Here is a 24,940-nt window from a genome sequence, read left to right on the forward strand (position 1 = left end):
CTGAAAGTGGCTTTTTCGAAGTAATAAAATAGGCTTTCGCAAAGAAAGCCTATTTTATTTTAGCAAGGCTGTTTGTGCGTTGGAGTTGTTAGATAACAACGCGTCCGCCTGATTTAATATTGATCACCCAAAGAAAATTCACTAACTTTTTATCATGCTCCTGAAAACCCTGTTCAAAATAAATAGGCTCTTGATTAGGTAGTAGTTTAAAGCCATCGTATAGTCGACTTTCTGATTTGTCATGAATGACAAGGTCTATTGGCTCTGGCGTTATATCTGGAAAGGCTACATAGTATTCATCGTTAAAATCTGGCATTTTTGTCAATGTCCTTTTTCAATATCTGACATCCTGTAAGGAAAATTGCTCAGCCCTAATATGCAGAGTTCATATTCTGAGTAATAAATAACTTTTAAAATTCGTCACCTGATTCATACTCACTTACTTTAAAAAAGCGGATACCTGTAAAATTATTTTCCTCGAATATATCTACTATTTTTTTGTGAAAGAATGTATGTGCAAAGCTTTCACCGCCCATTCTAAATATTAAACGGTTCGGCTCAGGAATATCATTTAAAACTGCACTATCTAAATGATACCTATCAACAATAGCACCGTTTTCATCTCCGTCTTCTGCTGGCTCGTAAACTGACATGTTACGGCTCCAACAATCAAGTCGCTCCCATATATTTAAATACCAATAGTTTTCGTGCCAACGATTGTCTGAATCTATTAAAATACTTGGATAAAGTTGCGTGCCACTTATTTCAAACTGAGATATCTTACTCTTTACAATATCATTCATAATGAGTGTGCCACATCCAAACATTATATCTGTATTAACACAATTAATATTTAGGCGCTTATCTCTCTCTTGAAAAGCTTTCTCAACAAAAAAAGGGGCTCCTGAAATAAGCCTAGTTCGGTTAAACCTTAAATGCTCCGACCTTTTATGAACTGATATAAACGATTGATCTTCATCATTATTACATGGTGATGCAATATAGTATTCATCATTAAATTTTGTCACATCAACGTCCAACTTCTAATGAGAAAGCGTTTTTTTCTCGTGTTAAGGCTTTAGGGTATTTCCCACTCTCTTGAGTTGCTTCTCGATCAAGTTTCGGTTTTGGCTTTTCTGTATAACTTGTTATTGATATTGATCTCCTTCAGTAAACTCACTTACTTTAAAAAATCGGATGCCTGTGAAATGATTTTCTTGAAATATGTCTACAAGTTTTTGATGCATAAAAATATAACCACTACTTTCCCCACCCATTCTAAAAATTAAACGCTGCTTTTCAGGTATTTCATTCAAAACTTGTTCATCTAGGTAGTACTGGTCGATCATGGTATCGTCTTCATCCCAGTCATCATCAATTGGGTCGTATATAGACTTTTTACGATCCCAACAGTCTAAATCTTCCCAAATATTTAAATACCAATAATTATCATACCATTGTTCATTTACATCTATGAAAACACTCGGATAAAGCTGCATACCATTGAAAACATATTGTGCTATTTTATCTTTTACGGTTTTCTCCATTATAAATGAACCACACCCAGACATAATATCAGTTCTATGAGATGTTACTCCGAGTCTTTTATCCCTTTCTACATATCCCTGCTCAACAAATAGAGGGGATCCTATAGACAATTTAAATCCATCATAAAGGTAATTTTTAGATCTTTCATTTATCGACATTCTAATTTGACGATCATCATTGCGTGATAGTGCTATATAGTATTCATCATTAAATTTTGTCATATTGTAGTGGTCATCATAGTGGCTCATATCAAATATTACGTAGTCACTTAAAACTGCTTGCCTTCTTCAAAGTCAGACACTTTCACTAACTTGATACCTGTTGGGTTTTCTTCCATGAGAATGTCAGCAATTGATTGGTGAATGAAAATATAACCCATCCCTCTATCTATCTTAAATATAAGTCTTTCTGCTAGTGGCACTTTATCTAACTTTTCAACATCTAGTACATACTTATATATGTCTATGACAACTGCATTAGGGTTGGTAGCGAGTCTTTTTCGGCTCGTTTTTGATAACTTCGATTTTTCTTTATCCCAGTAATCAACTTCTTCCCAAAAATTCATGCACCAGTAATTTTCATGCCACTTGTCTTTATCATCAATATACACTGAGGGGTAAAGCTGCATCACTTTAAAGTCGATATGTTTAATCTTATCCCTTAGCTTGGTAGTAATAATTGGAGTTACACCGTCCATCAATACATCCGTGACAGGTAAGTTAATACCTTTTTCAATCGCTTCTTCTTTATAGCCATTCTCAAAAAATAGTGGCTCTTGTCCTAGAGTCAGCTTTTTATAGCGATAACGTCTATCTGCCGACTTCTGTAATGCATCCACATAAAGCGTTTGGTCATGATAATCGTTTAATATAATATAATATTCATCGTCATACTTATTCATATTCACTCCATTACTAGCGCTTTACGCTAAGTTGATAATAAGATTTTGTGTAGGTAATTTCTTTCGGTACTTTATTGTGTTCTGCATGCGGATTGAGATAGTGAGTCTGCCCTACGTGATTTCGTTCATGGTGGCATCTAGCTAGGCTTCCTTGACTATCTGGCACTCTAACATGGTTTGAACAACCAACTTTGCTGGAGGGTTTGAAGTTTCTAAATACTGAAGTTAATGGGACTCTAAATTCAGCAATTCGCTGCAATAGCTCTTGGCTTAGTTCATCCATCTCTACTTTCACGTTATTGGTACCTTGTCCGTTAGCGGAGCACTTTTCAAGAGAAACCTCTAATTTTTCTACCATACTTTTTACTTGGTCATGATAAGGCTTCTCACCGGGTAGCGCATAAGTATGGTTGCCTTTATGCAGTTGCACTCTTAACTGACAGGCTCCCTCAAAGGTGCTGGGTAAATATACAAGATTTTCTAACTGGTTGATGTCGTAGCCACGGTGCTCTAATAGGCCACCAAGCTTTGAGCGTTTGACACCTTCTGCTGAAATCAAATGATGCGCGGCCATGTGAATACCGTTATTAATGGGGTGGTCTTTGTCGTGTTTTACAGCGCGCTGCATTCTGTTGGGGTATAGCTTATCTTTCTTCGCATTGCCTCTTAAACTGCGTGGGGTTACATGGTCAGTTTTTTTGCATAATCGGCAACGTTGGTTGCGTTGCTCGCTGTCTTTTTTCCTAACTAACGTGGTTTTGCCAGATGAAGACGTGACAACGCCTTTGTTTCTGGCTTTCATCAGCTTTTCACCCAAGTATTTTAGTTTTTCGCTACAGTGCACAAAATCATCCACAGTTTTGCTCAATGCATGAATAGCGGATTGAGCGTGTTGTATTTTGTTATTTGCACTTGCGGCTTTGGCGGTGCTGGCTGACAATTTAGCCATCAGCATACTGGCGCGGGCGGCGGTGCCAGTGCCTGCGGTAAACAAGGCTGTCGCAATCAGTAATATTACTTCAATCGCAAGGTACGCACTGCCTTTGCCATTTACATAACTGTAAAAGTTAGGAGGGACTGATTCAATAATTAAACTTGCATAGGCTGAATACGCTAAGGCGGTGTCGTGGTCGGCAATCAATTCAAGGACGGTATGAAAGTGTTTACTTTGTTTAATGGTATTGGCGAAGTCTGGGTCAATGTCCATTAATGCGTTATCAATAAAGTACTGTACTTTATCTACATCACCTATTGCTATTGTATCGGGAAGTGCTGCAATTGCGTGTCGGTGTTGTATTAACTTTTCAAGTGATTGCTGGCTTTGCTGTAAAAAGTCAGTCGCATCGTCAATACGCTGCTGCACATGAGCGTTTGCGTCAGTATAAATGGCTTTTGCTTCATTCATGGCGGCCTGACTTTGGCTATGCCACCAATTCCAACTGGCTAGCTTATCTGCATTATCAGCCACCCAATCGGTCGTTTGGTTGGCACTGTCACGAATGCCGATATAAGTGTCTTGAGCATAATCTGCGGCATAGTCTAGCGCCTTGTCTGTTAGGCTTGTGATGTCGCTTGCTAAACTTGACCATGTGTCAATCTCAAATAAATCGGCTTGGTCTTCCAGCCATTTATCCGTACCGGCATAAAGCCCTTGTGCACCTGCAATGGCTATGGCGGCATAACCGTAATCATCCCACTGCGTTTGAAACGGTGCCATGTTCTTTACCGTATCGCGATAAGCCCCATCTAAAATGGCGATGATAGCATGACGTAGTGACGCGATTTCTTGTTCAATGCCTTCTTGCGGCGTAAATTCAAGTTCAACAGTCCCTTCAGGAATTTTGTCTAATACTATTACGCCTGCTTCATCTTTGGTGTTGGTGGCTTCTTTTAATGAAGTAACAAAGGTATTAGTGCCTGAGCCGCTATTAAGGGTAAGTGCCGATTGATATACCGCATCATTGATTTTTATGGTTAGATTTTCAGCGGGCATCGGCGTTTGCCAGCTATCGTTATAATACGCTTGTACTTTTAACCAACCTGCTAATTTTTGCTCTGCGATTACCTCAAAGTGGCTCATTTGTGTCATCTGGCCAGCTTTGGCGGTTAAGGTGTATTTTCCTGGGCTTAAGTATATCTCTTTCGACCAGCTCATTGCGCCATGCATATAGGGTCTTTTGCCTATATCAACCACGGTATCACTTGAGCTAGGCCCTTCCCATGTTAAGTTAACCCATTGAGAGACACTGACTGAGCCTCTTGCGGCTATCCGCCGCCGTGCGTTGTGGGCTTTGTTATCCGTAAAGGTAATAACGCTACCATTGCTTGGATAACTGATATAAACCGTAGGTTGTACGGGTTCTGACTCGGGGACATGGTGAAAAAACTGCTGAACTTCACGCTGAGTCAAGCCGCGCTTTTTCTGAGTAGAAGCGCTGGTATTTTCTGCATAATAGCTAAATTGAGGTTGAAATGGCGCCAATAGAATGCGCTGTGTATCACGGCTTTGGCGCTTAAAGTCAGAAAAAGTAGTTTTATACCACTGCTTTTTATGCAACACCCAGAACTGACAATGACGACGATAACGAAATAATTCAACGTTGTTGTGAGGGATCAAACACCAATTGTCACTATGTAGTCGCAGTTTAATTTCTCGTGGTAACGCTTGGCGTTGTGCATCTGTTAACGGAATAGCAACCAATTTGCGGTAGGCAATCTCAGAAGGCGGAATCTGTGCTGCAACGTTTAATTCCCAATTTACACTTGAGGTAGCATCTGCTTTAGCACGAATACGTGAGCCACTGAATGCTTCCAAAATGCTGTCTCTCATGTCACATTCCGTTGTTATAGTGGTGGTTGTAATATTTTAGCGGCAGGATGTTAACATAAGGTTTATTTATTTCAATGTTTTTATGAATGTGAATGATGCGTTCCTTACTAGGGACTCTAAGCTGCGGACATAAAGCGCATAAACGTTTGCCCATCTTCTTTGATGTAGCCGCTAAATGTTAGGCCTAGCTTTTGGAGTATTTTTACCGATGCGATATTGTCTTCCATAACGTCGCCGATAATTTTCTTAACACCTAAGTGGGTTTTGCAATATTCGATACATGCAGTTGCGGTTTCTGTTGCATAGCCTTTGCCCCAACACTCTGGTAAAAAGCGATAGCCAATATCAGGTGCTCCCACGTCTGGCAGGTATTTAAGTCCACAAAAACCAATAACCTTGTTTGATGACTTTTCTACCACCGCCCAGCGCCCATAGCCGTATTCTTTATATTCGCGTAGCCAAATATTAGCGATAATATTTTTGGCATCGGTAAGTGTTTTAACCATGCCAGCATCTCCCGTGTACTGTGTTACTTGCTCATTGCCGTTAAAAGCAAGCACGGCTTCTGCATCTTCTAGGCAGAACTCTCTAATGTAGGTTCGTTGTGTTTCAAGTTTCACTGTTTTTGTCTCTTAAAGTATTGGTAATAAATAAAGAGAGTAAAAGTCTCTTCAGTCACTTTTTCATTAATCGTATCAATAGAGCTTACCATCAGCAAGCGCGGTAAGTAGCTGAAATTTAGGGTAAATGCCATTGTGTTTTATCGAATAGTAATGCCCTAATATAGCTAAATAATTCAGGAGTTTCAGTAACAATGAATAAGCTTATATTCAGTGTGATATTCACTTATCTAATCACGCTAAATTGTTATGCCGCAATGACAAGTGCCCTAGCAAGTAAATTTGAATTACACATTCAAAAGTATGTTGAAGAAGAAAAGTTTCAGGGGGCAGTGTTAGTTGCTCGTGATGGTGAGGTGTTGTTTCGCTCCGCTTTTGGTTACGCTGATATTGATAACAAGCTAGAAAATACGATACACACTCAGTTTTTAATAGGATCATTAACTAAGTCAATGACTGCGGTTGCAATTATGCGGCTGGTTGAATTAGGAAAACTGGAATTACATATTCCAATTAGCAAGTACATTCCAAAATTAGATAAGCAATTAGCAAAAAAATTAACGCTGCATCGATTGCTGAAACACCAATCAGGCTTACCACAACATCTTGAAAGATTAATCAATTTTGAAGAGAAAGATATCAGTGCGAATGAAATACTAGACATCATTAATACTGCCGAGCTAGCGTTTACTTCAGGTACTCAGTATCAGTATTCAAACTTAAATTATCATTTAGCGGCTATGGCGATAGAAAACGTGACCGGAAAAAGCTACAGAGAAGCAATGAACACTTTGGTTTTTACCCCGTTAGGTATGCAGCACTCTGGCGTAGAGCGCATTAGTCACCCGCCAAGTAACAGGGCAAATGGTTATAGAAAGGGAATATGGGGGCTAAATAGGGATGAAAATATTATTGCCTATGCGCTTGGTTCTGGAGATATATACTCAACAGTAGATGACTTATTCCGGTGGGAGCAGTCGATGTACAAGGATAGTTTTTTGTCAAAAGAAAGTGTCTCAATGCTATTAAGTGGAGAGAATAAGGCGTTTGGATATTACAGTTATGGTTTTAGAGTGCGCGACTATCAACGAGCTAGCTCGGCGAAAGTGGGAACGCTGGCTCGGCATGGTGGGTCAATGGATGGTTTCTTAGCAAATTTGCATCGATATATCGATGATAAATTAACGGTGATTGTGTTGGCAAATGTTCGCTCGTTTCCGATAAGAGCGTTAACGTTCGAGTTAAAAGAAATAGCCTTAGGGCTTAGCGCTAACGAAAGGACGCGTGCTCAACTCGAGTAGCTAATTTTCCTAGCTGGCTTTTAAGCCACAGGGTTAAGTAATAACTTCTAGGCAGTTTGTAAATATTACTTACCCTCGTTATTTAACGTTTTCTTATAGAACTATTACCCCCTGAAAATACAACAGTTTTACCTTGTTGCGCGCGTTGGCATAAAACTCGCTTACACTTTATTACTTTAAGATTAACATAGTGGGCAAAATGAATGCTCAGCAAAGAAAGTAGGGAAGGTGTAGTCAATGCCGAATATAGTTAACTTTATCAAAACCAGTCTTCAAAGTAGTGCAGAAGAGCTTGGCGCATCCACAGCTGAGCTGCTTCAAATCGAGAAAATGTGGGGACTTATTAACGAAAAGCTCAATGTATGGCTGGAAACGGGCATCAAGCATGTGCCAAATTTTGTTGTGGCGGTGTTAATTGCTGTCATTTTTGCACTGAGTTCTCGGTTTATTACATCAGCAGTTAAAAAACTGCTTGTGCGATCGATGGATTCTAAACAGATAGCAGATCTATTAGCCGCTATCTTCCAAATTATTTTTGTTACCGTAGGTATTTTTATTGCCTTAGACTTTTTAGGGCTAAAAGGGACGGTAACCTCTTTACTGGCTGGTGCAGGTATTGTGGGTCTTGCAATTGGTTTTGCTTTCCAAGATATGACCGAAAACCTGATCGCTGGTATTGCAATGGGGGTAAGAAAACCGTTTAAAATTGGCGATATTATTGAAGCTGATGACGTGTTTGGTACGGTGGAAACCATTAATCTACGTAACACGCTTGTGGAAACCTTTTTTGGCCAGCGCGTGATTGTGCCAAACAAAATTTTATTTAGAAACAAATTAACTAACTACACCACTAAACGTGTAAGACGCATTGAAGTACCGGTAGGTATTTCTTATGGCGACGACCCACAAAAAGCGGAAGAGGTGATTGTTGAAGCAATTAACGCGCTAGACTTCGTTATTAAAAAAGAAGAAACCGCAGTGTATGCGTCGGGATTTGGTGATAGCAGTATAGATCTTTTGGTTTGGTTTTGGATTGATTATCCAGGAGAAACTGGTTTTATGCAGGCAAGGCATATGGCGGTTGTTGAAGTTAAGAAAGCGCTTGAGCAGTCTGATATTCTTATCCCATTCCCAATTCGTACACTCGACTTTGGTGCTAAGGGCGGGCGAGAGCTAGATGCGATTATTGAAGAAAAAATTAATATTGCACGCATGAAAGAAAATAAGGCATCGCCAGACGAAAGCAACAACAGCAAAAATAATGATTCAGAAAAAAAGCAGAGTAGCCAAGGACAGGCTTCGTCCTCAAGCAAGCAAGGCGAGCCAAATAGTGACAGTGGCAGTAAAGAGCACTCAGAAGAAACGGCTTAATTAATAGAAGTTTTGATGCTAATTTACTTAGAGCGTGTTGAGTAAATTAGCATTCAACTTAAAATTAGGTCAACACACCCTGACACTTACACCAAGCTGAGGCATCAAAGGTTATGTTTATTTTACGCTTTATTGATAAATTACTTTTTGGTTTTCTGTTGATTTTAGCGTTACAAATTCCTTTGCTTGCCGAGCATTATCATCAATATCTTTCTGGATACTATTATGCGACGCAAGCTCAGGTTGAAGGATACAAGCTAACAGCAAAAGCGCATGAATACCCTGATGTGTATGCCATGATAGAGCGGCATTTAAACAATGAGTTACCTAGCGTGCGTACAGATGCGCAGCAAAAATTGGATACGCTGAAAGAATACGAGCAGCTTCAGTCGGCACTGGTGGTGTTTGAACAGGGCAATATTCTAGAAAAAACCTTATTCATGTTTCACCCGCAACGCTACCAAAGACTCGATAACATTATTGAAAATTTTCACCCAGGCATTCCTCTAACAATAGATGCCATGATATTTGCGCTACTGTTTACGGTGGTAATCAATCTGTGTTGGGCTAGCCCTGTTTTTTGTTATCGGTATTATCGAAATAGCTATCGCAAGAGAAAAGCTTAACAGTGTATTACTCACTAAATAAGCAAGTCACGCTATTGTCTTATGCATTGAGCTAACGAAAGGGATTATTTGCTAGTAACCCCTATCAATATAATATTTCTTATGGATATCATTAGACTTAGCGTTTATCGTCATACCCTTAATCAGAAAATTTTTAGCTTTCTTTATAACCTGTGATGATTGATGCAGTGACATCCGTTGTTCGGTAGTCAACGTCGGATATGTTTAAAAAGCCATTGTTTTTTAGTAACTCTACTATGCCATGTCTAGTTTTAAGCTTATCCATCTGATGAGACGCTTCGCTATCTTCAACTGGTGATTGGGTGTACTCAGGAGACTCTTCCCACAGGTCGTCAATTGCGACAAATCGCCCAGATGGCTTCAATATTCTATATACCTCTTTCATACCTTCGCTAACATTTGCCCAATGATGAATGGTATTCACAGCAAGTACTAAGTCGCAAGACTCACTCTCAGCAGGTATTTGTTCGGCGCTTGCTAATAAAAAAGTCATCCGTTGTGCTTCACTATTAGACATTGAATGGCTCGTAGCGATCTCAAGCATTTTAGGCGTTGGATCTATCCCTGTTACATGCCCAGTAACAAGTTTATTGGCAATAGCTCTTACCGCTGCACCACTGCCACAGCCAATATCAAGCACTACTTCAGATGGTTGCAGGTTACAAAATTCAGGCACTTTATTATGAAGAGGCAACTCCCCCCACTGCTTAACGTAAGCTATGGTTGACTGATCACTCCATGCACTTGAGGATTGATCGCAATGTTTATTATGTAGATTTGACATATTTTCACTCAAATTAGTTAGGTAGGCTAACTATATAATCTGTTTGTATGGTTAGTCAAACTTAGTTGCTGTTAATTTACGATGTAAATACTGAAGTACCAGTAATGATTAGCGCTCAAATTTAAGAAGTGTTAATTTATAAGGCAAGCTAACTTAATGATGTTGTTGACGATGAACTTAGATAAATCACTGATAAAATTCCAACGAATTATTGCTAGAGCGTGGGATATTCAAGCGCTTGAGAATAAAGAAAACAGTTTGAGTTACAGTGAATTTGAGTACTTGCTTTGTGTTTATACGGCAGAAAACTCAGAAATAGATACTGACAGTACAGACCATGACGATAGTGCCCATTTGTCTGTATTAGCCGCTGAAATGCAGGTGCAGAAATCATCTGCCAGCTTAATGATCAACAAACTGGAAAAAAGAGGCCTAATATATCGTGCAACTTGCCAATATGACGCAAGAGCACAACATATATTATTAACTGAACTAGGTCGGAAGTTATTCTTGAAGGCTCAAAATACAGTTTATAAAAGCTTAGAGCAATCGTTCAAAACCCTTTTAGATGATGAAGAGTACAATAATTTTGAGAAAGCATTAACTAAGCTTTGCAGTGCTTATCATAGCGATTGCTAATTCATTATTGTTAGGAAGTCATGTTTTGTTTAAGCATAATGTCATGCGAAAAACATACTTGTTATTGAACGTGCGGTGAAATGATATAGGTATAACGTTTGTGTAACTGGAAAGGTGTAAGCGATGGATGCTGGAGTAATCTTAATTATTATATTTGGTAGTGCTGCGATTGTTATTGCACTCATTTTAGCTAGAGTTGCTAAACGCGCTAAGCGAGCAAAACGCTTAAGGTTTATTGAAACGTATATGTTTCCGCAAAAAGTGTCTCAGCAGGTAAAAGATACATACCCACATTTAACTGATAGTGATGTGGCGAAAGTGATTGATGGATTAAAAGAGTGGTTTTGCATTTGTTACATGGCAGGCAAAAGGCCAGTATCTATGCCTTCTCAAGTGGTTGATGTAGCTTGGCATGAAATGATTTTATTCACCAAAGAATACCAGCGGTTTTGTAATAAGGCTCTGGGTTATTTTTTACATCATACGCCGTCTGAAGCAATGAAGTCAGATCGCTCAGCGCAGCAAGGTATAAAACTAGCGTGGAAGCTGTCATGTTTGCGAAAAGGAGTTTCAACGGATAATCCCAAACGTTTACCAATCCTTTTCTCCCTTGATGCAAGGCTGAAAATTCCAGATGGATTTAAATACTCTTTAAATTGTAATGGGCCTCGAAGCAAGGGGCATTGTGCTACTCATATTGGGTGTGCCTCATTTAGTCCAGGATGCGCTTCAGGCTACAGTGGCGATTGCGCAAACGCGGATGCAAATGGTGGCGGAGACTCAATCAGTAGTTGTGGTTCAAGTTGCGGTAGTAGTGGATGTGGTGGAGGCAGCTAATAGCCTAGGATTAAACGTATTAGCTGCTAAATTTAAGTAAACGTTTGCATAAGAGCACGCGTAGAATTTCTTAAGCGTTATTTTCTTCTTTAATTGGCACTAAGCTTTGGTCTGCATAGTGCGCAGCGAATTTAAATAGCGGGTTAGGGATTGGTTCACCAATTTCTGGCAAAGGGCGCTCGCTACTATCACCATACCCAATTTTAAATCGCACGCGGTTAATACAAATTTTATCAATGGTTGGAGTGAATAAGTTAAACATCGCAAAACGGTTAGCTAAATGTGGGTGCTGTGCTTGGTATTGAATAATTTCGTCGGCCAGCCAGTCGTAAAAATCTTGCTCAGTTAACGTGGTGTTTGATGAAGCGTCAGCAGTTAAATGTGGTGACACAAACCTTAGCAAACTCACGAAGTGACCAGTCAATAAATCGTGAATTAAATAATGAGCTGGTAATCGAGTTAGGTGGCTTTTTATTTCATCGTCTAAACTGCTTAACTCGGCAAAATCATTGTCAATTAAACGTAAATCGCCATGGAAGTCTTTTATCGTGCATCCTACTGGCATATTGTTTTCTAAAATTAAAGTGATGTTTTGACCATGTGCAACAAGCGCGACACCGTATTGGCACATTAAATGATAAAGCGGGATGACTACATGGCGAAACATCGCTCTTATCCATTGCTCAGGTTGACAGTTCGCCGATTCGATAAGTGCAAGCAAGCAGCTGTTACCGTGGCTATCTGTTTGAGTCAGTGTTGCCATCGACATGACTCTTTGCTGATTGGTGATTAAGCTCTCAGCTCGTTCTCGCCAAATACAGCCTAGCATTTCTTTGTAACGATAGTCAGCGCCATCAAGTTGAGATTGATACGGATGCGCACAGAAAATACCGGCTTCTTCTTGTTGAACCTTCAAGCCAAGTGTTTTAAATAAGCGGTCAGACTGTGTTAGCTGGTGTAACCAAGCGGATAATTGTGGTCCTTGCACAATAAAATGCCCTGTGATCCCTCGGTAACAGGACGTGTTCAAAATAGTGAGCGCCGTTTTCATGTCGTATTTAATGGTAGGGTTAGTACTGCTTAACGTTCTAATTGAAAGTTGCGGCTGCCACTGGTTATCGCTACTAGTAACTGCACCAAGATCGATTAATGCGCCAGATGCCAGCAGAGTGGCAAATTGCGCTTTTAGAAAGCGTGAGACTTGCCACGGGTGGGCTGCCATAATTAAATAATTTTCTGCTGTACTATTTGTTGTTGGAAAGGTATTGAGCTGTTGAGTTAGTCTATGCATCAATGTGTTATAGGCATCATCGGTCATACTCGCTTTTAGTAACTCACGTTGCGCTAAACCTGTTTTTATTCCTGCTTGGCACGCCGACTTTTTTACTGCTAGATAGTGTAATCCAAAGGTGTTATTTGATTCTGGTGCATACTGAGCCAGTTCATTTTCCCCCCAACCAAGGCGGCCTTTGTTTGCAATTGCTTTTGGATGAGCATCTAAGAATGGTTGCCTTTCTACTTCGTTAATTGAAACGAGTTCTGTGGCTGTTGTTTTTGCTAAATTAGCAAGTTGTACCGTATCACTGAATAAGGTTTGCTGAATTTCTTCTAGCAATCCAGCAAGAATATGTTCACTAATTAAAATTGTGTCTTGAATATCAAGTAACAATACACAAGCATCAGGCAATAAGCCATCGCTTAACGAAATGCTGTGAGGGTCGATAATAAACATCCCCCAAATGCTGATGGTGGCAGAAAAGGTCCAATCTCTATGTGGTGTTGATAATTGCCAATACTGTTTACCATCTTTATTGCTTTTTTCTGTGAAGGTTAACCGTTCCTCAAAATGTAATTCACTCAGAATTTTGGCAGTTAGCTTTTTATTTGCTTGTAACCATTGATGCTGACTAGGTTGAAAGTCTGCAGTTGGGTTAACGGCAAAGGTGTTAGCGCTTAGAGTCATAGCAATTGAATCCTTACTTTCTATTTAAATATAGTGACTTAGCAATTGGCTTTTTTAAGGTGTGAATTCAAGTGTTAAGCCACGCTCTACAAAAGCTACTAAGTCGAAATAAAAATATTTTTAACAATGAATGATTGACTTTTTAACACAAATGAGAATAATTATCATTAATATTCTCGATAAATAATTTAAAAAGTTGCCTTAATGTCTCATTCACTAACCACAAAATTGGCTAAACTCAGGGCGGTTGCATCGCTTTCACCTTACGCTATTGCATTAGTGGCATTGGGGTTAAATCAAACTATTATGATGGCACTGTTGCCAACTATCGCTGAACTTATGGGAATGCCATTAGTGAGTGGCGAACTAGGCATATTAGTGGCGGTGGCAAATTTAAATCTGGTTTCTTATTGGTATGGTTCTGGTTGGTGGGGGCGCACGATTGGGCGCTGGCACCGCAAGCAAGTGCATTATGTGGTCGCAGCTGGTTTTATTATTGCCAATCTTGGCTTTTTAGCGGCGCTATTTGTCGGTAGTCACAATGAAATAAGTTTAACAATAGCGCTGGCATTAATGGGGTGCTGTCGCTTATTAGCCGGTTTTTTTAGTAGTGCTTTATTGCCGCTGTCTCAACTGGCCATTTCTAAAAATGGCGCGCCCAGTGTGGCAAGCTTATCTAAAAATAGCAGCTTTATTACCATTGGTCGTATTGTTGGGCCATTACTGGTTCTACTTCCATTGAACCTATTCTTGCTTCTTAGTATTCCCATCTTATTTATTTTGCCGTTGTTGAAAAGCATCAGCGGTAATAGCGTCAATGCAATCGTTAACATAACGCATAAAGCAACCGGTGCGAATTCCAAATTTACTTCATTTAGTCAGCAGTTTTCCCAATTTTCGGTAATTAAGCTGGCCTTAGGCATTGCTGTAATTACAACGTGCTTGGTAGGTGTTATTCAGCTTTTATTATTATCAGCGTTAACTTCTCTTGGTTACCAAGGAGAGGGGGCGAGCAGGTATTTCGCAGGGTTAATGTTATTAACGAGTGTGATAGCGTGGTTTTGCCAACGCGTTATTATTCCTAAGTTTGCTAACTCTTCTCGGGTGGTTTTACCTACATTGTTAGTGGCATTAAATACTGGTGCGGTAGTATTGATTTTTATGCCATTAAGCTGGCTCAGTTTAATGATTGCCGTTGTTGCTATTACATTGGGTGTGTCAGGTTTACCTTCTTGGTACACCAACCAAGGTGTTGTTAGTACCACAAATGATATTGAGAAAGGGGTATTTTATGGCGTACTAGCTCAAGCCCATAGTTCGGGGCATATTGTTGGCACTGTACTTTCAGCTATCTTGCTTTATTTTCAACTACCGCTTGCACTGTTAACACTGTTTTTTGCGATATTGTTAAGTGGTACATGCGTTTATCTTTCGTTGCATGCTGCGCGCTTATCTTTTTCAACGTTACCACCTTCAAGTTTGGCTTCCTCAAGTAAGGAGGTGCCATCTGAGTTTGCACATAAATCTACTTAATCAACGTTTTTAATTATTCACATTATTTTTTATTTAATTCTGCGTAATTGAAGTATAGCGAGGAGCTAATCATGCAACTTTTCTATGCGTTTAATTATTGCGGGCAGGCACTCGAAAAGGAATCAACCATGGCGCATGCACTTACGCATCAGTCTTTTTTTAACAGTTTGTTGGCAGAAACAACGATAGCTCGTTATAGCAATAATACGGTTACATTGCCTCTTGATACGAGTAAATCTTTAATTTTACCACTAACGTATTGCTCACCAGCGTTAAGTCATCGCTATACGGGGGAAATTTATTTATACGACGAAAAAGCGGCTGCAAATCAAGCCCATGAAGAAAGTGGTGTACTAATCTGCTTCGAACAGGCCGTTGAGCTTGTGATGAACTCGCTGTTTGATGATGTTGATGTGACGGCTAAAACACGCTTTATGTTGCAGGTTAAAAACTCAAACGATTACATTACCCGCGCCCAGTGTGCTGCCATTGACAGGATTAATCAAAATACTGAGTTGAGTACAGCTCAAGCTGGTTTTATTGCATCCGAACAAATGCTAACTGCTGGACACAGTATGCATCCTTCCCCTAAAAGTTGTGCGCCTTTAAACGAAGCACAGCAACAGCAATTTTTACCTGAGTTTGCGCAAACCTTTTCACTTCAATGGTTTGCGGTAAAGCGTTCGTTTTTAGCTGGTCAAATTCAATCTGAGCCAGCAGACAACGCTGAATTACAAGCAGAGCCAGAACTGGATAGATTAGCTACGCAGCTTTTGGCCTTTTACGCTCATTGCACTAGCAACGACGTTACTGCACTGCCTAGTCAAGAATGGGTGCCATTACCCATGCATCCATTACAAGCAGCAGCGTGGAAACAGTCAGTTCAGGCTGAAACGTTAAAGGATGCTGTGATAGAGCTTGTGTTTGATGACGCCGCGATTGCATCACATCGTGCCACACAAGGCTGGACAGCAACCTCTTCATCACGGGCTATTTACCACCCTGATTCGCCTTGGATGTTGAAAGTGTCTTTGCCTGTAAAGCTAACCAACTCCTTGCGCTTAATGACAGAAAAAGAAGCGCGAAGAGGGACGCAATTTAGTCAGTTATTAAATACTGCAAGCGGCGATGAATTAAAGCAGCGTTTACCATCGCTAACTTTTATGGAAGAGCCAATGTGGTGCTCAATCAATGACCATAACAATGTCGCTTTGGATTTGCCGTTAGTTTGTTTTCGTCAAAATCATTTTTATGTAGAGGACGGGCAAGCAGAGCAGGCTTCTGTACTGCAAGACGATGAAGTATTTTTATTAGCGACAGCGAACCAAAAAATCTTGTCGCAACAACCTGCAAAAATAGCACAGTGGATTTTAGCTTATGCTGAACAATCTAAATTAAGCCACCAACAGGCGGCTAGGCAATGGTTTGATAAATTTTTTGAACATGTGATTGCGCCACTCACTATCACAAGAAGTGATTACGGTATTGTATTACTGGCTCATCAACAGAATATTTTATTAAAAATTAAAGATAATTTACCTGTCGGCATGGTTTACCGCGACTGTCAGGGTATTGGTTTAACCGATGCGGCTTTGACGCGGTTTAATACTGTATTAGACAACGAAAAGCCTGAATACTTTGAAGAAGCAGAACGCGTAAACCCTTACCTAGCTTACTATGTAATTGGTAATACATTATTAAATACTATTTCTACTATTGCTGCTGAAGGGCTTATTTCTGAAGGTGCGCTTTGGTTGCTGTGCCAAGATAAATTTAATGCGTTACGTAGTGCAAATCCAATTGACCCATCGTTTTATGATTATGTGCTTCACTCAGCAACTTTGCGTTGGAAAAGAAACTTTTATTGCTTTTTATCAGGCCAAAACGAAGCAACGTTGACCGATCCAACTAAAATTTATTGTGATATCAACAATGTTTTCCGTCAGCCTGACGAACTACGTAACACTATTTATAAACCATTACCACAGGGGAGAACACTAGCCCTAACTGATGAATTATATCAATTAGAAAGTAACGCCATCATCATGCACCAGCCGCATGAGGTTAGACAAATACAAGTGCGAGAATATGGTGAGACGGTTGCTCAGTATCGTATTACGTTTCACCACACTAATGTGGCTGAAGAAGCGCAAGTACGGCTTGCTCACATTGAGACAATATTTAACGATTCAGCTGAACCACTCATCTGGTGGAGCGTAGCAGAGCATGCATTAATGGCTTACAAAGTTGAATATATTACAACTGACAATTGGCCTCAAAGCGTATTAACGCACTTTAACCACCAAAAACAATTAAGCGCTACGCGACTCTATCGTCACGAGTTTTTACAAATAGCGCCACTTTGGCATTGTAAAAGCGGTACTCAGCCAAGTGGCGTTTTATATCGACGCTATTTTTATCACTTAAAAAGAACATTAACACTTCGAGTTATTGATATTGAACGAGATTTAGCATGTTTTCACTTGTGGCATAACGATGAAGGTATCGCGCCTGTTTGGGAGTTAGCAGGGACAAAACAAAGTCATATTGAGTACTTAACCAAATTAGCCAATATGCCTCATCAGTTTGGCGTTATGGGTGAGTTTGACGGTGTGCCATTTGGTTATTTTGAAGTTTACTGGGCGGCAGACGATAGGTTGGCTCAACATTATGAAAGTGAACCCCATGATCGCGGGGTTCATATGCTGGTAGGAAATAGAAAGTTTCGTGGCGCTCAGTATTTTGATACGTGGAGTAAAGCTATTCTTCAGTTCTGCTTTTTAGATGAACCAAACACTTATCGAGTACTCGGAGAGCCAAACGCAAAAAATAAGCGAGTCATCGAAATTACAGCACGATGTGGTATGGAAAAGCAGTTTGAATTTGATTTTCCGCACAAGCGCGCGGCGTTACTACAATGCGAACGCGAGAGATTTTTCAAGCATTTTTCCATTTAGTGCTAATAAAGCTGTAACCAATCAACTATTTATTTTAAGAAACGAGATAACCATGACAACACAACCACATTGTTACGACCTGCTAGGCATTGGTGCAGGGCCATTTAACTTAAGCATTGCAGCACTGTCAGCCACTAAACCTGAATTGTCGACGTTATTTTTAGAGCGTAAGCCGCAATTTAGTTGGCACCCTGGATTGTTACTTGAACAGTCAAAAATGCAAACCTCTTTTGTCAAAGATATGGTGACTTGTGTTGATCCAACCAATCCCTACAGTTTTATGAACTACTTAGTTAAAACGAAAAAAGTCTATCCGTTTTTAGCATCGGATCAGTCCGTGATTTCGCGTTTAGAATTTTCAGACTACATGGCATGGGTTGCGGCGCAATTACCAAGTGTTCAGCTAAACAGTAATGTTGAATCAATTCAGCTTAACAATGGCGTTTTTGAAGTGGCTACGGATACGCAGCAATATCGCACAAAACACTTAGTAGTAGGCACAGGCGTTCAGCCAAATATGCCAGAATTTGCAAGGCCACATGTAAGCACAACATGTTTTCACGCTAGTGAGTTACAACTACGTGCACCGGATTTATCGGGTAAGCGTGTTGCAATTATTGGTGGTGGACAAACGGGGGCTGATGTATTTGGTCATGCCTTTAATGGACAGTTTGGTCACCCAAAACAGATCACTTGGGTGTCGCGTAGAGCAAATATCGAAAGTTTAGATGAAGGGTGTTTCAGTGATAATTACTTTATGCCGGATTATGTAAATGGCTTTTATCATCTTGATCAATCGATAAAAGATCGTGAAGTATCGAGACAGAAATTAACCAGTGACGGTATTACTTCTGCATGCCTAAAAGAGTTATATCAACAGCTTTACCACGATCGGTACGTACTTAGAAAACCAGCTTGGTGGACAATTCAACCAAACCGCAGCTTAACGGGCATGCTAAGCAATAGTGAAGGTTACCAGTTAGAAGTACAGCATGGTCAAACGCACCACGTAAGCCATATTCATGCTGATATTGTGATTTTTTGCACTGGCTTTGAACGATGCATTCCTCAGTGCCTTAAGCATATAGAGCCAAGTTTAACGTTAGCCGATTTGAAAAATCCAAGCCTTACACCAGATTTTTATATTAAGAACTATGCTGATCAAATTTCTCATAGCCATGGTAGCGATAACCGTATTTATATGGTGAATGCAGGGAAAAGCTCGCACGGCATTGCAGAACCACAGCTAAGTTTAGCCGCATGGCGTGCAGCTAAAATAATCAACAGCGTACACGGTAGTGATTTATATCAGTTAGCTGAAGAGGAGAATTTGATTGATTGGGGATTACCTAGCCAAGACCTTGCCGCTAATGCGGAGTTAACCGCTCATGAAGACTCATGTGCAGTGCATTATATGTAAAAGAAACTCTGCCTCTTAAGTTCGTCTAAGCGCTTTTGCTCTTTGCTCTTGCTCGTTTACTTGGAGCCATCAAACTACACTTGTCGCGGTGTGAGCAAAAAGCGTTTAGATAGAATACAAATAAACATGAAAGGTTACGCGCCTAGCTAGCTAGTCGCATTAAAGAAATCACTCTAAAAATCTGTGTAGTCCAAGATGTTCCAGAATGCTCTTGTTGATTCGACATCAGTCCACGTATACAGCCTATGCCGAAAAACAATGCAATTGTGCTTGGTTTACGTAATTGAGTATACAGTTTAGATTTTACAACACGTTTTTGCCTATCAAGCGCTAGGCAATGAGTTTCATACGTTTCACTGAGCGCTTTAACTTCTTGTTGCTCTTTGCCAATCAACCAGCTCGATAATAAAGTCATGACTGAGATTCCTCCTTCGGTTGGTGAGAAAATACCGAGTCGAGTGTTCGGGTAATGCTAATTTCAGATGTTAAGCTATGGATCGTTGATTTTAGCCACCAAAGGACAATGGTATTGACTCCGATGATCGCTAAACCTGTTAACGTCCAATGTAATCCGGCTTGAATTAACCCGTAGGTAGCAAACACATTTACGCCAATCCATAAACAAGTAAACACCGCGAAAAAAGCTAGTGCGACCATCAGTGTCGAGGCCAATGCTCGCAAAGACAATCGACAATCGGCAGCTAGCAAATTACTGCCAGCTACCCACCGATCGCGATATTGTTGCCACAGGGTTTCTAATGATGCTAAAAGCGATGATAACGGATCAGGTTCAGCTAATTGAGTAATAGAGCGCTGTTCTATTGTCTCAGCAGTATCTGCAATACTTGCGTTATGCTGGCCAGCAGGAATATCAGGCTCAGTGTGGGCAGCTGAATTTTTCTTAGGATCCGTTGGGCTCATCTAACTACCTACTTCTTAGAAAATAAGCTAGTTAATAATGCACCTGCTGCAAACGCAATACCAACTGTTGCCACAGGGTTTTTGCTTGCAAAAGTGCGTACTTTTGATTTCTGCCAGTTTTGTTGAAGTTCATGCTGCTTTTCAGTTAATGCATGTGCAGATTGGCTTGCTGCATTACGAACAGACTCTTCGGTATTATGAGCACGAGCGGCTAAATTATCGATAGTTTCATGCAATGCACTTGTAACACGGTCAGTGAAGAAATCTTCGTGCGCAGCGTTAGCGGTTGCTGGGTTTGCTGCACTGTTTTTAGTGTTAGTACTATTCGATTTGTTAGGGTTTGCTTGGCTTGCCATGATGGCCTCCTCTGTCTACTATTTCTAGGTATAGCCTCTACAAATAGCTAAGCTATTGATATTGAACTATGTCCCGCTTAGTTTCTAAAAACGTATATTTTGAGTATAGTCTTGATGAAAAAACGCGTATGACTATTTAATATTCAGTAATAATTTTATTACTAGTGTAAGCAATTCATCTCACGTTTTACTCAAGTGCTGTGTTATTCCAATTAGTACAACAGCAGCAGTTACATTATATAGAGCAATGGCTGTGCCAATAATTTAATCCTTTAAAATCAATAGGTTGTGTTTTCGTGTTGTTTTGTTAAGTGAACACACATGAAACAATTTCGGTAAGTGAGTAAAATTTACACATTAGATGGTTGATTAACTAGATTGATTACTAGATTAATTAACTAGGGCTAGTTACTTAAAAAGTAATTGGTGGGGATTGCTAATGGCAGCGCTTATCACTTTCTTAACATAAAAAATGCATAAGTGATATCGCCTAACAAATCACAAACAGACGTCAGTTATTTTATTGCTAGGTATATAGGGTGTGAGGATAGCGAAAGGTCTTGGTAACGTTAGTTGGTAAACACACTATGGTTTTCAGTCGCAGGTAACTTTAGTTTGGTTTAACATGTTGAAAAACAGGGGAAAGTAAATACGAAAAAGAGCCAGCGAATGCTGGCTCTTTCGATAGGAATGATTGAAACAACCATTCACTCACTACAATTAATCAAAACCATTCACCTAACAGGATGCGGTAGTTTTCCGTTATGTGTTTGTGAATTAACTAATTGTATTCCTCGTTTCATTAAACATACAGCGTATGTGTAGGTAGTTTTGTGATTAACTTACTATCTGAATAAAATTATTCAATAACGTTAATTTTATCAATCACACGTTTTACGTCGTTCGTATTTTCAGCAATAGTAACCGCTAGGTCGCGCTCTGCGCTTGAATTAACTTCACCTTTAAGGATTACTATGCCCTTATTAGAACTTACGTCAATGCCAGTGCCACTTACGTTTGAATCTAGCAACAAGCGTGTTTTAACTACAGTTGTTACTTTTGAATCAGTTAATGATTGAACAAAATCACTTTTTTTATCTTTATTGTTGTTTAGTACTGTTAAGTTATTTTCAACAGACTTAACGCCATCAAGACCTTCGATTAACTCTTCTGCAAGAGCCTTATCAACATCACTTTCTACTTTACCTGTAAGGTAAACTTTACCGTCTTTAACATCTGTATTAATGTCAAAAGAATTCAGGTTAGTATTTAACAATAAGGTGGTTTCTGCTTTACCATCAATCCATGCATCATGAGCTGTTTTCTCCCAGCTGTTTGCTTTGTTATTACCTGCAAATGCTGAAGTACTTACTGATAAACCCACTAATAGTGCAATCGTCTTAATTTTCATAACATCCTCCTATTGATATATTCATAGTCAATATTGCTAGAACAGTGCCAACTTGTAAAAAACAATTAAAATCAATAACTTATATTTTTATTCGTTCTCCTGTAGCGTGTTAATGTTTGAATTATTGCAATTTTTTTACACTGCAATTGTAAAATGTTCAGAAATTAACATGTGTAAATAGTAGTCACTAAGTTTCAAATTACCAAAAATATAATTTAAAAAATTACGTTAAGTTTTTTACTGAGAAACAGTCACTAAACTGTATGAAATTTACACTTTGCTAATGCCGAATTTGTGGTGATTGTTTCTTCAAATTCAATATAGAAGAGGGACTTTTTTGTTGGTTCTGTATTAAATGAAGATAAAAAAAAGCTCCCCGTAGGGAGCAAAGTGTGTCGTGGTAGGAGTAAATCAAATGTCTGTGTTAGTAAATCATTCGTTTCATATTAGTCGTTACGTTCACTTATTAAGTTTGGATCAATTATTTTTATATTGTTCTTTTAGTGCGGCCATTTTGTCATGTGTCATTTGCACAGAGGCCGCTATATGAGAAATCTTTTTAGCTAAACGTTCATCCTCAATCCGTTTCATCGCTTCTTTGAGGCGGTTCAGCGTGGCTTGTTCGTGTTGCTCTAACTCATCAATAAATACATTTGCGTTATCGTCTGAAAGCATGTCTTTGGCATCAACATACCATTGGCGTACTTTATTAAAAATGGACTCACTTTCAACTGGGCTAACTTCACGTGCAATGACTTCAGGTTCGAGCTTTTCAATAATCTCTCTTCTTATCTCGATCATGCCTGAAAAAATGCGTTTCAAATTATAATCTTCAACATGTTCTTGTGCATGTTGATAAAAAGCCAGCCCGTCATGGCAAACTGCAATGATCTCGTTAACTATCATCGCGTCTGTTTGTGTAGGATCTTGTGGTGGTACGTATACAAATGGATCCATGGTGTTACCCCCAAATGCCTTCATAACTAAAATGGCATGTCATAAATACTGGTTTAAATATCTGTTAATTTGACCTTAATCAGGTCTCGTTTTTTTTCAAAATGCTACATTTAGCAATCAATTTATATGCCAACACCTAAGGTGTTGATTTTCATTGCATTAGCCATATTTAGGAGAGGGTTAATTTTGGTAACTAGAAAGAATTACAAACATACATTGTTAAATTTACAAACTTGCCCTACCATGCGTGATGATCCTAAGGAGAACGGCAATGAGCCAACCAAAAATATTCATCCATTTAAGTGATAGAAAGTTAGAAGAGCGGTTATTATCGTTTGATGTGGTACGTTCATTCATCGTTGCTAAAAGTAGTGAACTTGAGCACTGGATTGACCAGCTTGAATTTATGCAATGTGATATTGCCTTAATTCAAGCTGATGATTTTGCAAAGCAGGATTTCGAGCGATTATGTAAAGGCGATTTGCTGTCTAATGTCGAATTTATCTTTTTCAGTCAGGGACAACCCAATCCCTATCTAGATAAAATTATGTTACGCGGTGCAGGTTTCCACCATCGTAACCCTTTCAATTTTGATATTTTAGAAGAAACCCTGAAAGATCTTTATGACGAATTATCAGAGCACCTACTAGCTTCTCAAAAGGTAGTGACCAGCGACTTAGATCAATTTGGTTTATTAGTTGGTTCGTCAAAAAGCATGCGTAAGCTTTATCGCACCATTCGTAAAGTGGCAATGACTGATACCAATGTGTTGATTATTGGTGAGAGTGGGGCAGGTAAAGAATTAGTTGCTAATACGATTCATCTAGCCAGTGAACGAAGAGAAGAGCCTTTTGTTGCAATTAACTGTGGTGCATTAAGCCCAGAATTAGTTGATAGCGAATTGTTTGGCCATACAAAAGGGGCATTTACAGGCGCGCATCGCGATCATCAAGGCGTGTTTGAACAAGCGGAAGGTGGTACGTTATTTTTAGATGAAGTTACTGAGATGCCAATTGAGCATCAGGTTAAACTGTTACGCGTGTTGGAATCTAATGAATATCGTCCAGTGGGCAGCAGTCAGCTAAAAATTGCTAATGTGCGAATTGTTGCAGCAACTAACCGCGATCCAGCACAAGCAATCAGCGATGATATTTTCCGTGAAGATTTATACTTTAGGCTAGCGCAATTTCCTATTCATGTTCCACCATTAAGAGATCGTGGTGACGACAAAACAGGGCTTGCCAAACATTTTCTAGCGTATCGAAATGCAAAAGAGGGATTTAATAAGAGTATTGCAATCGAAACATTGGCGAGAATTGAACAACATCAGTGGCCTGGTAATGTACGCGAACTTAAGCATGCAATTGAGCGTGCCTATATTCTTGCTGAGGATGTAGTGCTACCGGAACATTTGATTATTGATCAGTCATTGTGTAGTCAACAACCTGTAGAAGCGGAAGTGCCTATTGGAATGCCATTGGAAGAACTTGAAAAAGCAGCAATTTTACAATCGTTAGAAGCAAATAATATGAATAAGACTGATACTGCAAAACAGTTGGGTATTAGTGTTAAGACGCTGTATAACAAGTTAGACAAGTACCAAGAAGGTGAATAGTACTTTTTTAATTTATTAGCCTTAGATAGTACAAAAAAAAGCAGTGGTATTTTCTAATACCACTGCTTTTTTATTAATTAATAGCAATGCTAATTAACAATCAGTGTCATCAGCCTTAACGCCTTCTTTCACATCTTCACATGCGTCTTCAATTGCGTTACCTGCGTCAGTTACTGCTTCATCAATCTTTTCGCCAGCATCTTCAGCTGGACCTTGATCACAAGCTGCTAGAGCAAAAGTGGCAGTTACTACAAATAAAATACGTGTTAAAAGTTTTGATAATTCCATGATACGTCCCCGTTTAAATAAAATAATATAAAATGTAAAAC

The 24,940-nt window shown here is 39.5% G+C and carries 23 protein-coding genes; 9 read left to right on the forward strand and 14 right to left on the reverse strand.

Annotation, left to right across the window (positions count from 1 at the left end; translation table 11 throughout):
* Window positions 1-88 precede the first annotated feature (88 nt).
* The 6 genes from HUU81_RS04405 to HUU81_RS04430 all read right to left on the reverse strand — a co-directional run bounded on the left by HUU81_RS04405 (window position 89) and on the right by HUU81_RS04430 (window position 5,899).
* Window positions 89-316 (reverse strand): hypothetical protein, encoded by a 228-nt coding sequence (locus tag HUU81_RS04405; RefSeq protein ID WP_199611052.1) that lies wholly within the window; start codon window positions 314-316, stop codon window positions 89-91.
* A 94-nt stretch (window positions 317-410) separates the two neighbouring features.
* Window positions 411-1,028: an imm11 family protein gene (locus HUU81_RS04410; RefSeq protein WP_199611053.1), complete on the reverse strand. Its 618-nt coding sequence runs from the start codon at window positions 1,026-1,028 to the stop codon at window positions 411-413.
* A 120-nt stretch (window positions 1,029-1,148) separates the two neighbouring features.
* The gene (locus HUU81_RS04415) at window positions 1,149-1,769 is read right to left on the reverse strand and encodes an imm11 family protein (RefSeq protein ID WP_199611054.1); all 621 of its coding nucleotides are present in this window, start codon (window positions 1,767-1,769) and stop codon (window positions 1,149-1,151) included.
* A gap of 47 nt (window positions 1,770-1,816) precedes the next feature.
* Window positions 1,817-2,449 (reverse strand): imm11 family protein, encoded by a 633-nt coding sequence (locus HUU81_RS04420; protein WP_199611055.1) that lies wholly within the window; start codon window positions 2,447-2,449, stop codon window positions 1,817-1,819.
* 13 nt (window positions 2,450-2,462) lie between these two features.
* Window positions 2,463-5,279, reverse strand: coding sequence for an AHH domain-containing protein (locus tag HUU81_RS04425; RefSeq protein WP_199611056.1), 2,817 nt, complete (start codon window positions 5,277-5,279; stop codon window positions 2,463-2,465).
* A 116-nt stretch (window positions 5,280-5,395) separates the two neighbouring features.
* Window positions 5,396-5,899 (reverse strand): GNAT family N-acetyltransferase, encoded by a 504-nt coding sequence (locus HUU81_RS04430; RefSeq protein ID WP_199611057.1) that lies wholly within the window; start codon window positions 5,897-5,899, stop codon window positions 5,396-5,398.
* A gap of 194 nt (window positions 5,900-6,093) precedes the next feature.
* Between HUU81_RS04430 and HUU81_RS04435 the strand changes: the two genes are divergently transcribed.
* The 3 genes from HUU81_RS04435 (at window position 6,094) to HUU81_RS04445 (ending at window position 9,197) form a co-directional block, all read left to right on the forward strand.
* Complete coding sequence (locus HUU81_RS04435) at window positions 6,094-7,200, forward strand: serine hydrolase domain-containing protein (protein WP_199611058.1); 1,107 nt, start codon at window positions 6,094-6,096, stop codon at window positions 7,198-7,200.
* Window positions 7,201-7,530: 330 nt separating this feature from the next.
* Window positions 7,531-8,571: a mechanosensitive ion channel family protein gene (locus tag HUU81_RS04440; protein WP_199611961.1), complete on the forward strand. Its 1,041-nt coding sequence runs from the start codon at window positions 7,531-7,533 to the stop codon at window positions 8,569-8,571.
* A 113-nt stretch (window positions 8,572-8,684) separates the two neighbouring features.
* On the forward strand, window positions 8,685-9,197 hold the full coding sequence (locus tag HUU81_RS04445; RefSeq protein WP_199611059.1) for a DUF2937 family protein: 513 nt from the start codon (window positions 8,685-8,687) through the stop codon (window positions 9,195-9,197).
* Between the two features lie 154 nt (window positions 9,198-9,351).
* Here HUU81_RS04445 and HUU81_RS04450 read toward each other — a convergent pair whose 3' ends face one another.
* Window positions 9,352-10,002, reverse strand: coding sequence for a class I SAM-dependent methyltransferase (locus HUU81_RS04450; protein WP_199611060.1), 651 nt, complete (start codon window positions 10,000-10,002; stop codon window positions 9,352-9,354).
* Between the two features lie 156 nt (window positions 10,003-10,158).
* Here HUU81_RS04450 and HUU81_RS04455 point away from each other — a divergent pair, with 156 nt between their 5' ends.
* Entirely contained in the window at window positions 10,159-10,641 is a 483-nt protein-coding gene (locus HUU81_RS04455; protein ID WP_199611061.1) for a MarR family winged helix-turn-helix transcriptional regulator, read from the forward strand.
* 123 nt (window positions 10,642-10,764) lie between these two features.
* On the forward strand, window positions 10,765-11,478 hold the full coding sequence (locus tag HUU81_RS04460) for a glycine-rich domain-containing protein (protein ID WP_233520572.1): 714 nt from the start codon (window positions 10,765-10,767) through the stop codon (window positions 11,476-11,478).
* A 70-nt stretch (window positions 11,479-11,548) separates the two neighbouring features.
* Here the strand turns inward: HUU81_RS04460 and HUU81_RS04465 are convergent, their stop codons facing one another.
* Entirely contained in the window at window positions 11,549-13,441 is a 1,893-nt protein-coding gene (locus tag HUU81_RS04465) for an IucA/IucC family protein (protein WP_199611062.1), read from the reverse strand.
* A 204-nt stretch (window positions 13,442-13,645) separates the two neighbouring features.
* Between HUU81_RS04465 and HUU81_RS04470 the strand changes: the two genes are divergently transcribed.
* The 3 genes from HUU81_RS04470 (at window position 13,646) to HUU81_RS04480 (ending at window position 19,351) form a co-directional block, all read left to right on the forward strand.
* On the forward strand, window positions 13,646-14,974 hold the full coding sequence (locus HUU81_RS04470) for a hypothetical protein (protein WP_199611063.1): 1,329 nt from the start codon (window positions 13,646-13,648) through the stop codon (window positions 14,972-14,974).
* Window positions 14,975-15,045: 71 nt separating this feature from the next.
* A complete protein-coding gene (locus HUU81_RS04475) occupies window positions 15,046-17,931 on the forward strand; it encodes a GNAT family N-acetyltransferase (RefSeq protein WP_199611064.1) in 2,886 nt (961 codons plus the stop codon).
* 52 nt (window positions 17,932-17,983) lie between these two features.
* Window positions 17,984-19,351, forward strand: coding sequence for a lysine N(6)-hydroxylase/L-ornithine N(5)-oxygenase family protein (locus HUU81_RS04480; protein WP_199611065.1), 1,368 nt, complete (start codon window positions 17,984-17,986; stop codon window positions 19,349-19,351).
* 142 nt (window positions 19,352-19,493) lie between these two features.
* On the opposite strand, the gene HUU81_RS04485 is transcribed toward HUU81_RS04480, so the two are convergent.
* The 5 genes from HUU81_RS04485 to HUU81_RS04505 form a co-directional block, all read right to left on the reverse strand.
* Complete coding sequence (locus tag HUU81_RS04485) at window positions 19,494-19,766, reverse strand: hypothetical protein (protein WP_199611066.1); 273 nt, start codon at window positions 19,764-19,766, stop codon at window positions 19,494-19,496.
* The gene (locus HUU81_RS04490; protein WP_199611067.1) at window positions 19,763-20,272 is read right to left on the reverse strand and encodes a hypothetical protein; all 510 of its coding nucleotides are present in this window, start codon (window positions 20,270-20,272) and stop codon (window positions 19,763-19,765) included. Before HUU81_RS04490 ends, HUU81_RS04485 begins: the two co-directional genes overlap by 4 nt.
* A gap of 8 nt (window positions 20,273-20,280) precedes the next feature.
* Window positions 20,281-20,628: a DUF883 domain-containing protein gene (locus HUU81_RS04495; protein WP_199611068.1), complete on the reverse strand. Its 348-nt coding sequence runs from the start codon at window positions 20,626-20,628 to the stop codon at window positions 20,281-20,283.
* An 859-nt stretch (window positions 20,629-21,487) separates the two neighbouring features.
* Window positions 21,488-22,039 carry a BON domain-containing protein gene (locus HUU81_RS04500; RefSeq protein WP_199611069.1) on the reverse strand — a complete coding sequence of 184 codons (552 nt, stop codon included), beginning with the start codon at window positions 22,037-22,039 and terminating at the stop codon, window positions 21,488-21,490.
* Between the two features lie 477 nt (window positions 22,040-22,516).
* Window positions 22,517-22,996, reverse strand: a complete 480-nt coding sequence (locus tag HUU81_RS04505) for a PA2169 family four-helix-bundle protein (RefSeq protein WP_199611070.1) — start codon at window positions 22,994-22,996, stop codon at window positions 22,517-22,519.
* 271 nt (window positions 22,997-23,267) lie between these two features.
* Here HUU81_RS04505 and HUU81_RS04510 point away from each other — a divergent pair, with 271 nt between their 5' ends.
* Entirely contained in the window at window positions 23,268-24,611 is a 1,344-nt protein-coding gene (locus HUU81_RS04510) for a sigma-54 interaction domain-containing protein (protein WP_199611071.1), read from the forward strand.
* 93 nt (window positions 24,612-24,704) lie between these two features.
* Here the strand turns inward: HUU81_RS04510 and HUU81_RS04515 are convergent, their stop codons facing one another.
* On the reverse strand, window positions 24,705-24,899 hold the full coding sequence (locus tag HUU81_RS04515) for a hypothetical protein (RefSeq protein WP_199611072.1): 195 nt from the start codon (window positions 24,897-24,899) through the stop codon (window positions 24,705-24,707).
* Window positions 24,900-24,940 lie beyond the last annotated feature (41 nt).

The sequence above is a fragment of the Flocculibacter collagenilyticus genome, from assembly GCF_016469335.1.
Lineage (GTDB): Bacteria > Pseudomonadota > Gammaproteobacteria > Enterobacterales > Alteromonadaceae > Flocculibacter > Flocculibacter collagenilyticus.

What these genes read in the sequence shown, in the direction of transcription:
- HUU81_RS04465 (WP_199611062.1), bottom strand. Translation starts at nt 13,441, where the DNA reads ATGACTCTAAGCGCTAACACCTTTGCCGTTAACCCAACTGCAGACTTT.
- HUU81_RS04425 (WP_199611056.1), bottom strand. Translation starts at nt 5,279, where the DNA reads ATGAGAGACAGCATTTTGGAAGCATTCAGTGGCTCACGTATTCGTGCT.
- HUU81_RS04505 (WP_199611070.1), bottom strand. Translation starts at nt 22,996, where the DNA reads ATGGATCCATTTGTATACGTACCACCACAAGATCCTACACAAACAGAC.
- HUU81_RS04475 (WP_199611064.1), top strand. Translation starts at nt 15,046, where the DNA reads ATGCAACTTTTCTATGCGTTTAATTATTGCGGGCAGGCACTCGAAAAG.
- HUU81_RS04440 (WP_199611961.1), top strand. Translation starts at nt 7,531, where the DNA reads ATGTGGGGACTTATTAACGAAAAGCTCAATGTATGGCTGGAAACGGGC.
- HUU81_RS04510 (WP_199611071.1), top strand. Translation starts at nt 23,268, where the DNA reads ATGAGCCAACCAAAAATATTCATCCATTTAAGTGATAGAAAGTTAGAA.
- HUU81_RS04435 (WP_199611058.1), top strand. Translation starts at nt 6,094, where the DNA reads ATGAATAAGCTTATATTCAGTGTGATATTCACTTATCTAATCACGCTA.
- HUU81_RS04515 (WP_199611072.1), bottom strand. Translation starts at nt 24,899, where the DNA reads ATGGAATTATCAAAACTTTTAACACGTATTTTATTTGTAGTAACTGCC.
- HUU81_RS04420 (WP_199611055.1), bottom strand. Translation starts at nt 2,449, where the DNA reads ATGAATAAGTATGACGATGAATATTATATTATATTAAACGATTATCAT.
- HUU81_RS04450 (WP_199611060.1), bottom strand. Translation starts at nt 10,002, where the DNA reads ATGTCAAATCTACATAATAAACATTGCGATCAATCCTCAAGTGCATGG.
- HUU81_RS04485 (WP_199611066.1), bottom strand. Translation starts at nt 19,766, where the DNA reads ATGACTTTATTATCGAGCTGGTTGATTGGCAAAGAGCAACAAGAAGTT.
- HUU81_RS04445 (WP_199611059.1), top strand. Translation starts at nt 8,685, where the DNA reads ATGTTTATTTTACGCTTTATTGATAAATTACTTTTTGGTTTTCTGTTG.
- HUU81_RS04470 (WP_199611063.1), top strand. Translation starts at nt 13,646, where the DNA reads ATGTCTCATTCACTAACCACAAAATTGGCTAAACTCAGGGCGGTTGCA.
- HUU81_RS04405 (WP_199611052.1), bottom strand. Translation starts at nt 316, where the DNA reads ATGCCAGATTTTAACGATGAATACTATGTAGCCTTTCCAGATATAACG.
- HUU81_RS04415 (WP_199611054.1), bottom strand. Translation starts at nt 1,769, where the DNA reads ATGACAAAATTTAATGATGAATACTATATAGCACTATCACGCAATGAT.
- HUU81_RS04480 (WP_199611065.1), top strand. Translation starts at nt 17,984, where the DNA reads ATGACAACACAACCACATTGTTACGACCTGCTAGGCATTGGTGCAGGG.
- HUU81_RS04460 (WP_233520572.1), top strand. Translation starts at nt 10,765, where the DNA reads ATGGATGCTGGAGTAATCTTAATTATTATATTTGGTAGTGCTGCGATT.
- HUU81_RS04500 (WP_199611069.1), bottom strand. Translation starts at nt 22,039, where the DNA reads ATGAAAATTAAGACGATTGCACTATTAGTGGGTTTATCAGTAAGTACT.
- HUU81_RS04495 (WP_199611068.1), bottom strand. Translation starts at nt 20,628, where the DNA reads ATGGCAAGCCAAGCAAACCCTAACAAATCGAATAGTACTAACACTAAA.
- HUU81_RS04490 (WP_199611067.1), bottom strand. Translation starts at nt 20,272, where the DNA reads ATGAGCCCAACGGATCCTAAGAAAAATTCAGCTGCCCACACTGAGCCT.
- HUU81_RS04455 (WP_199611061.1), top strand. Translation starts at nt 10,159, where the DNA reads ATGATGTTGTTGACGATGAACTTAGATAAATCACTGATAAAATTCCAA.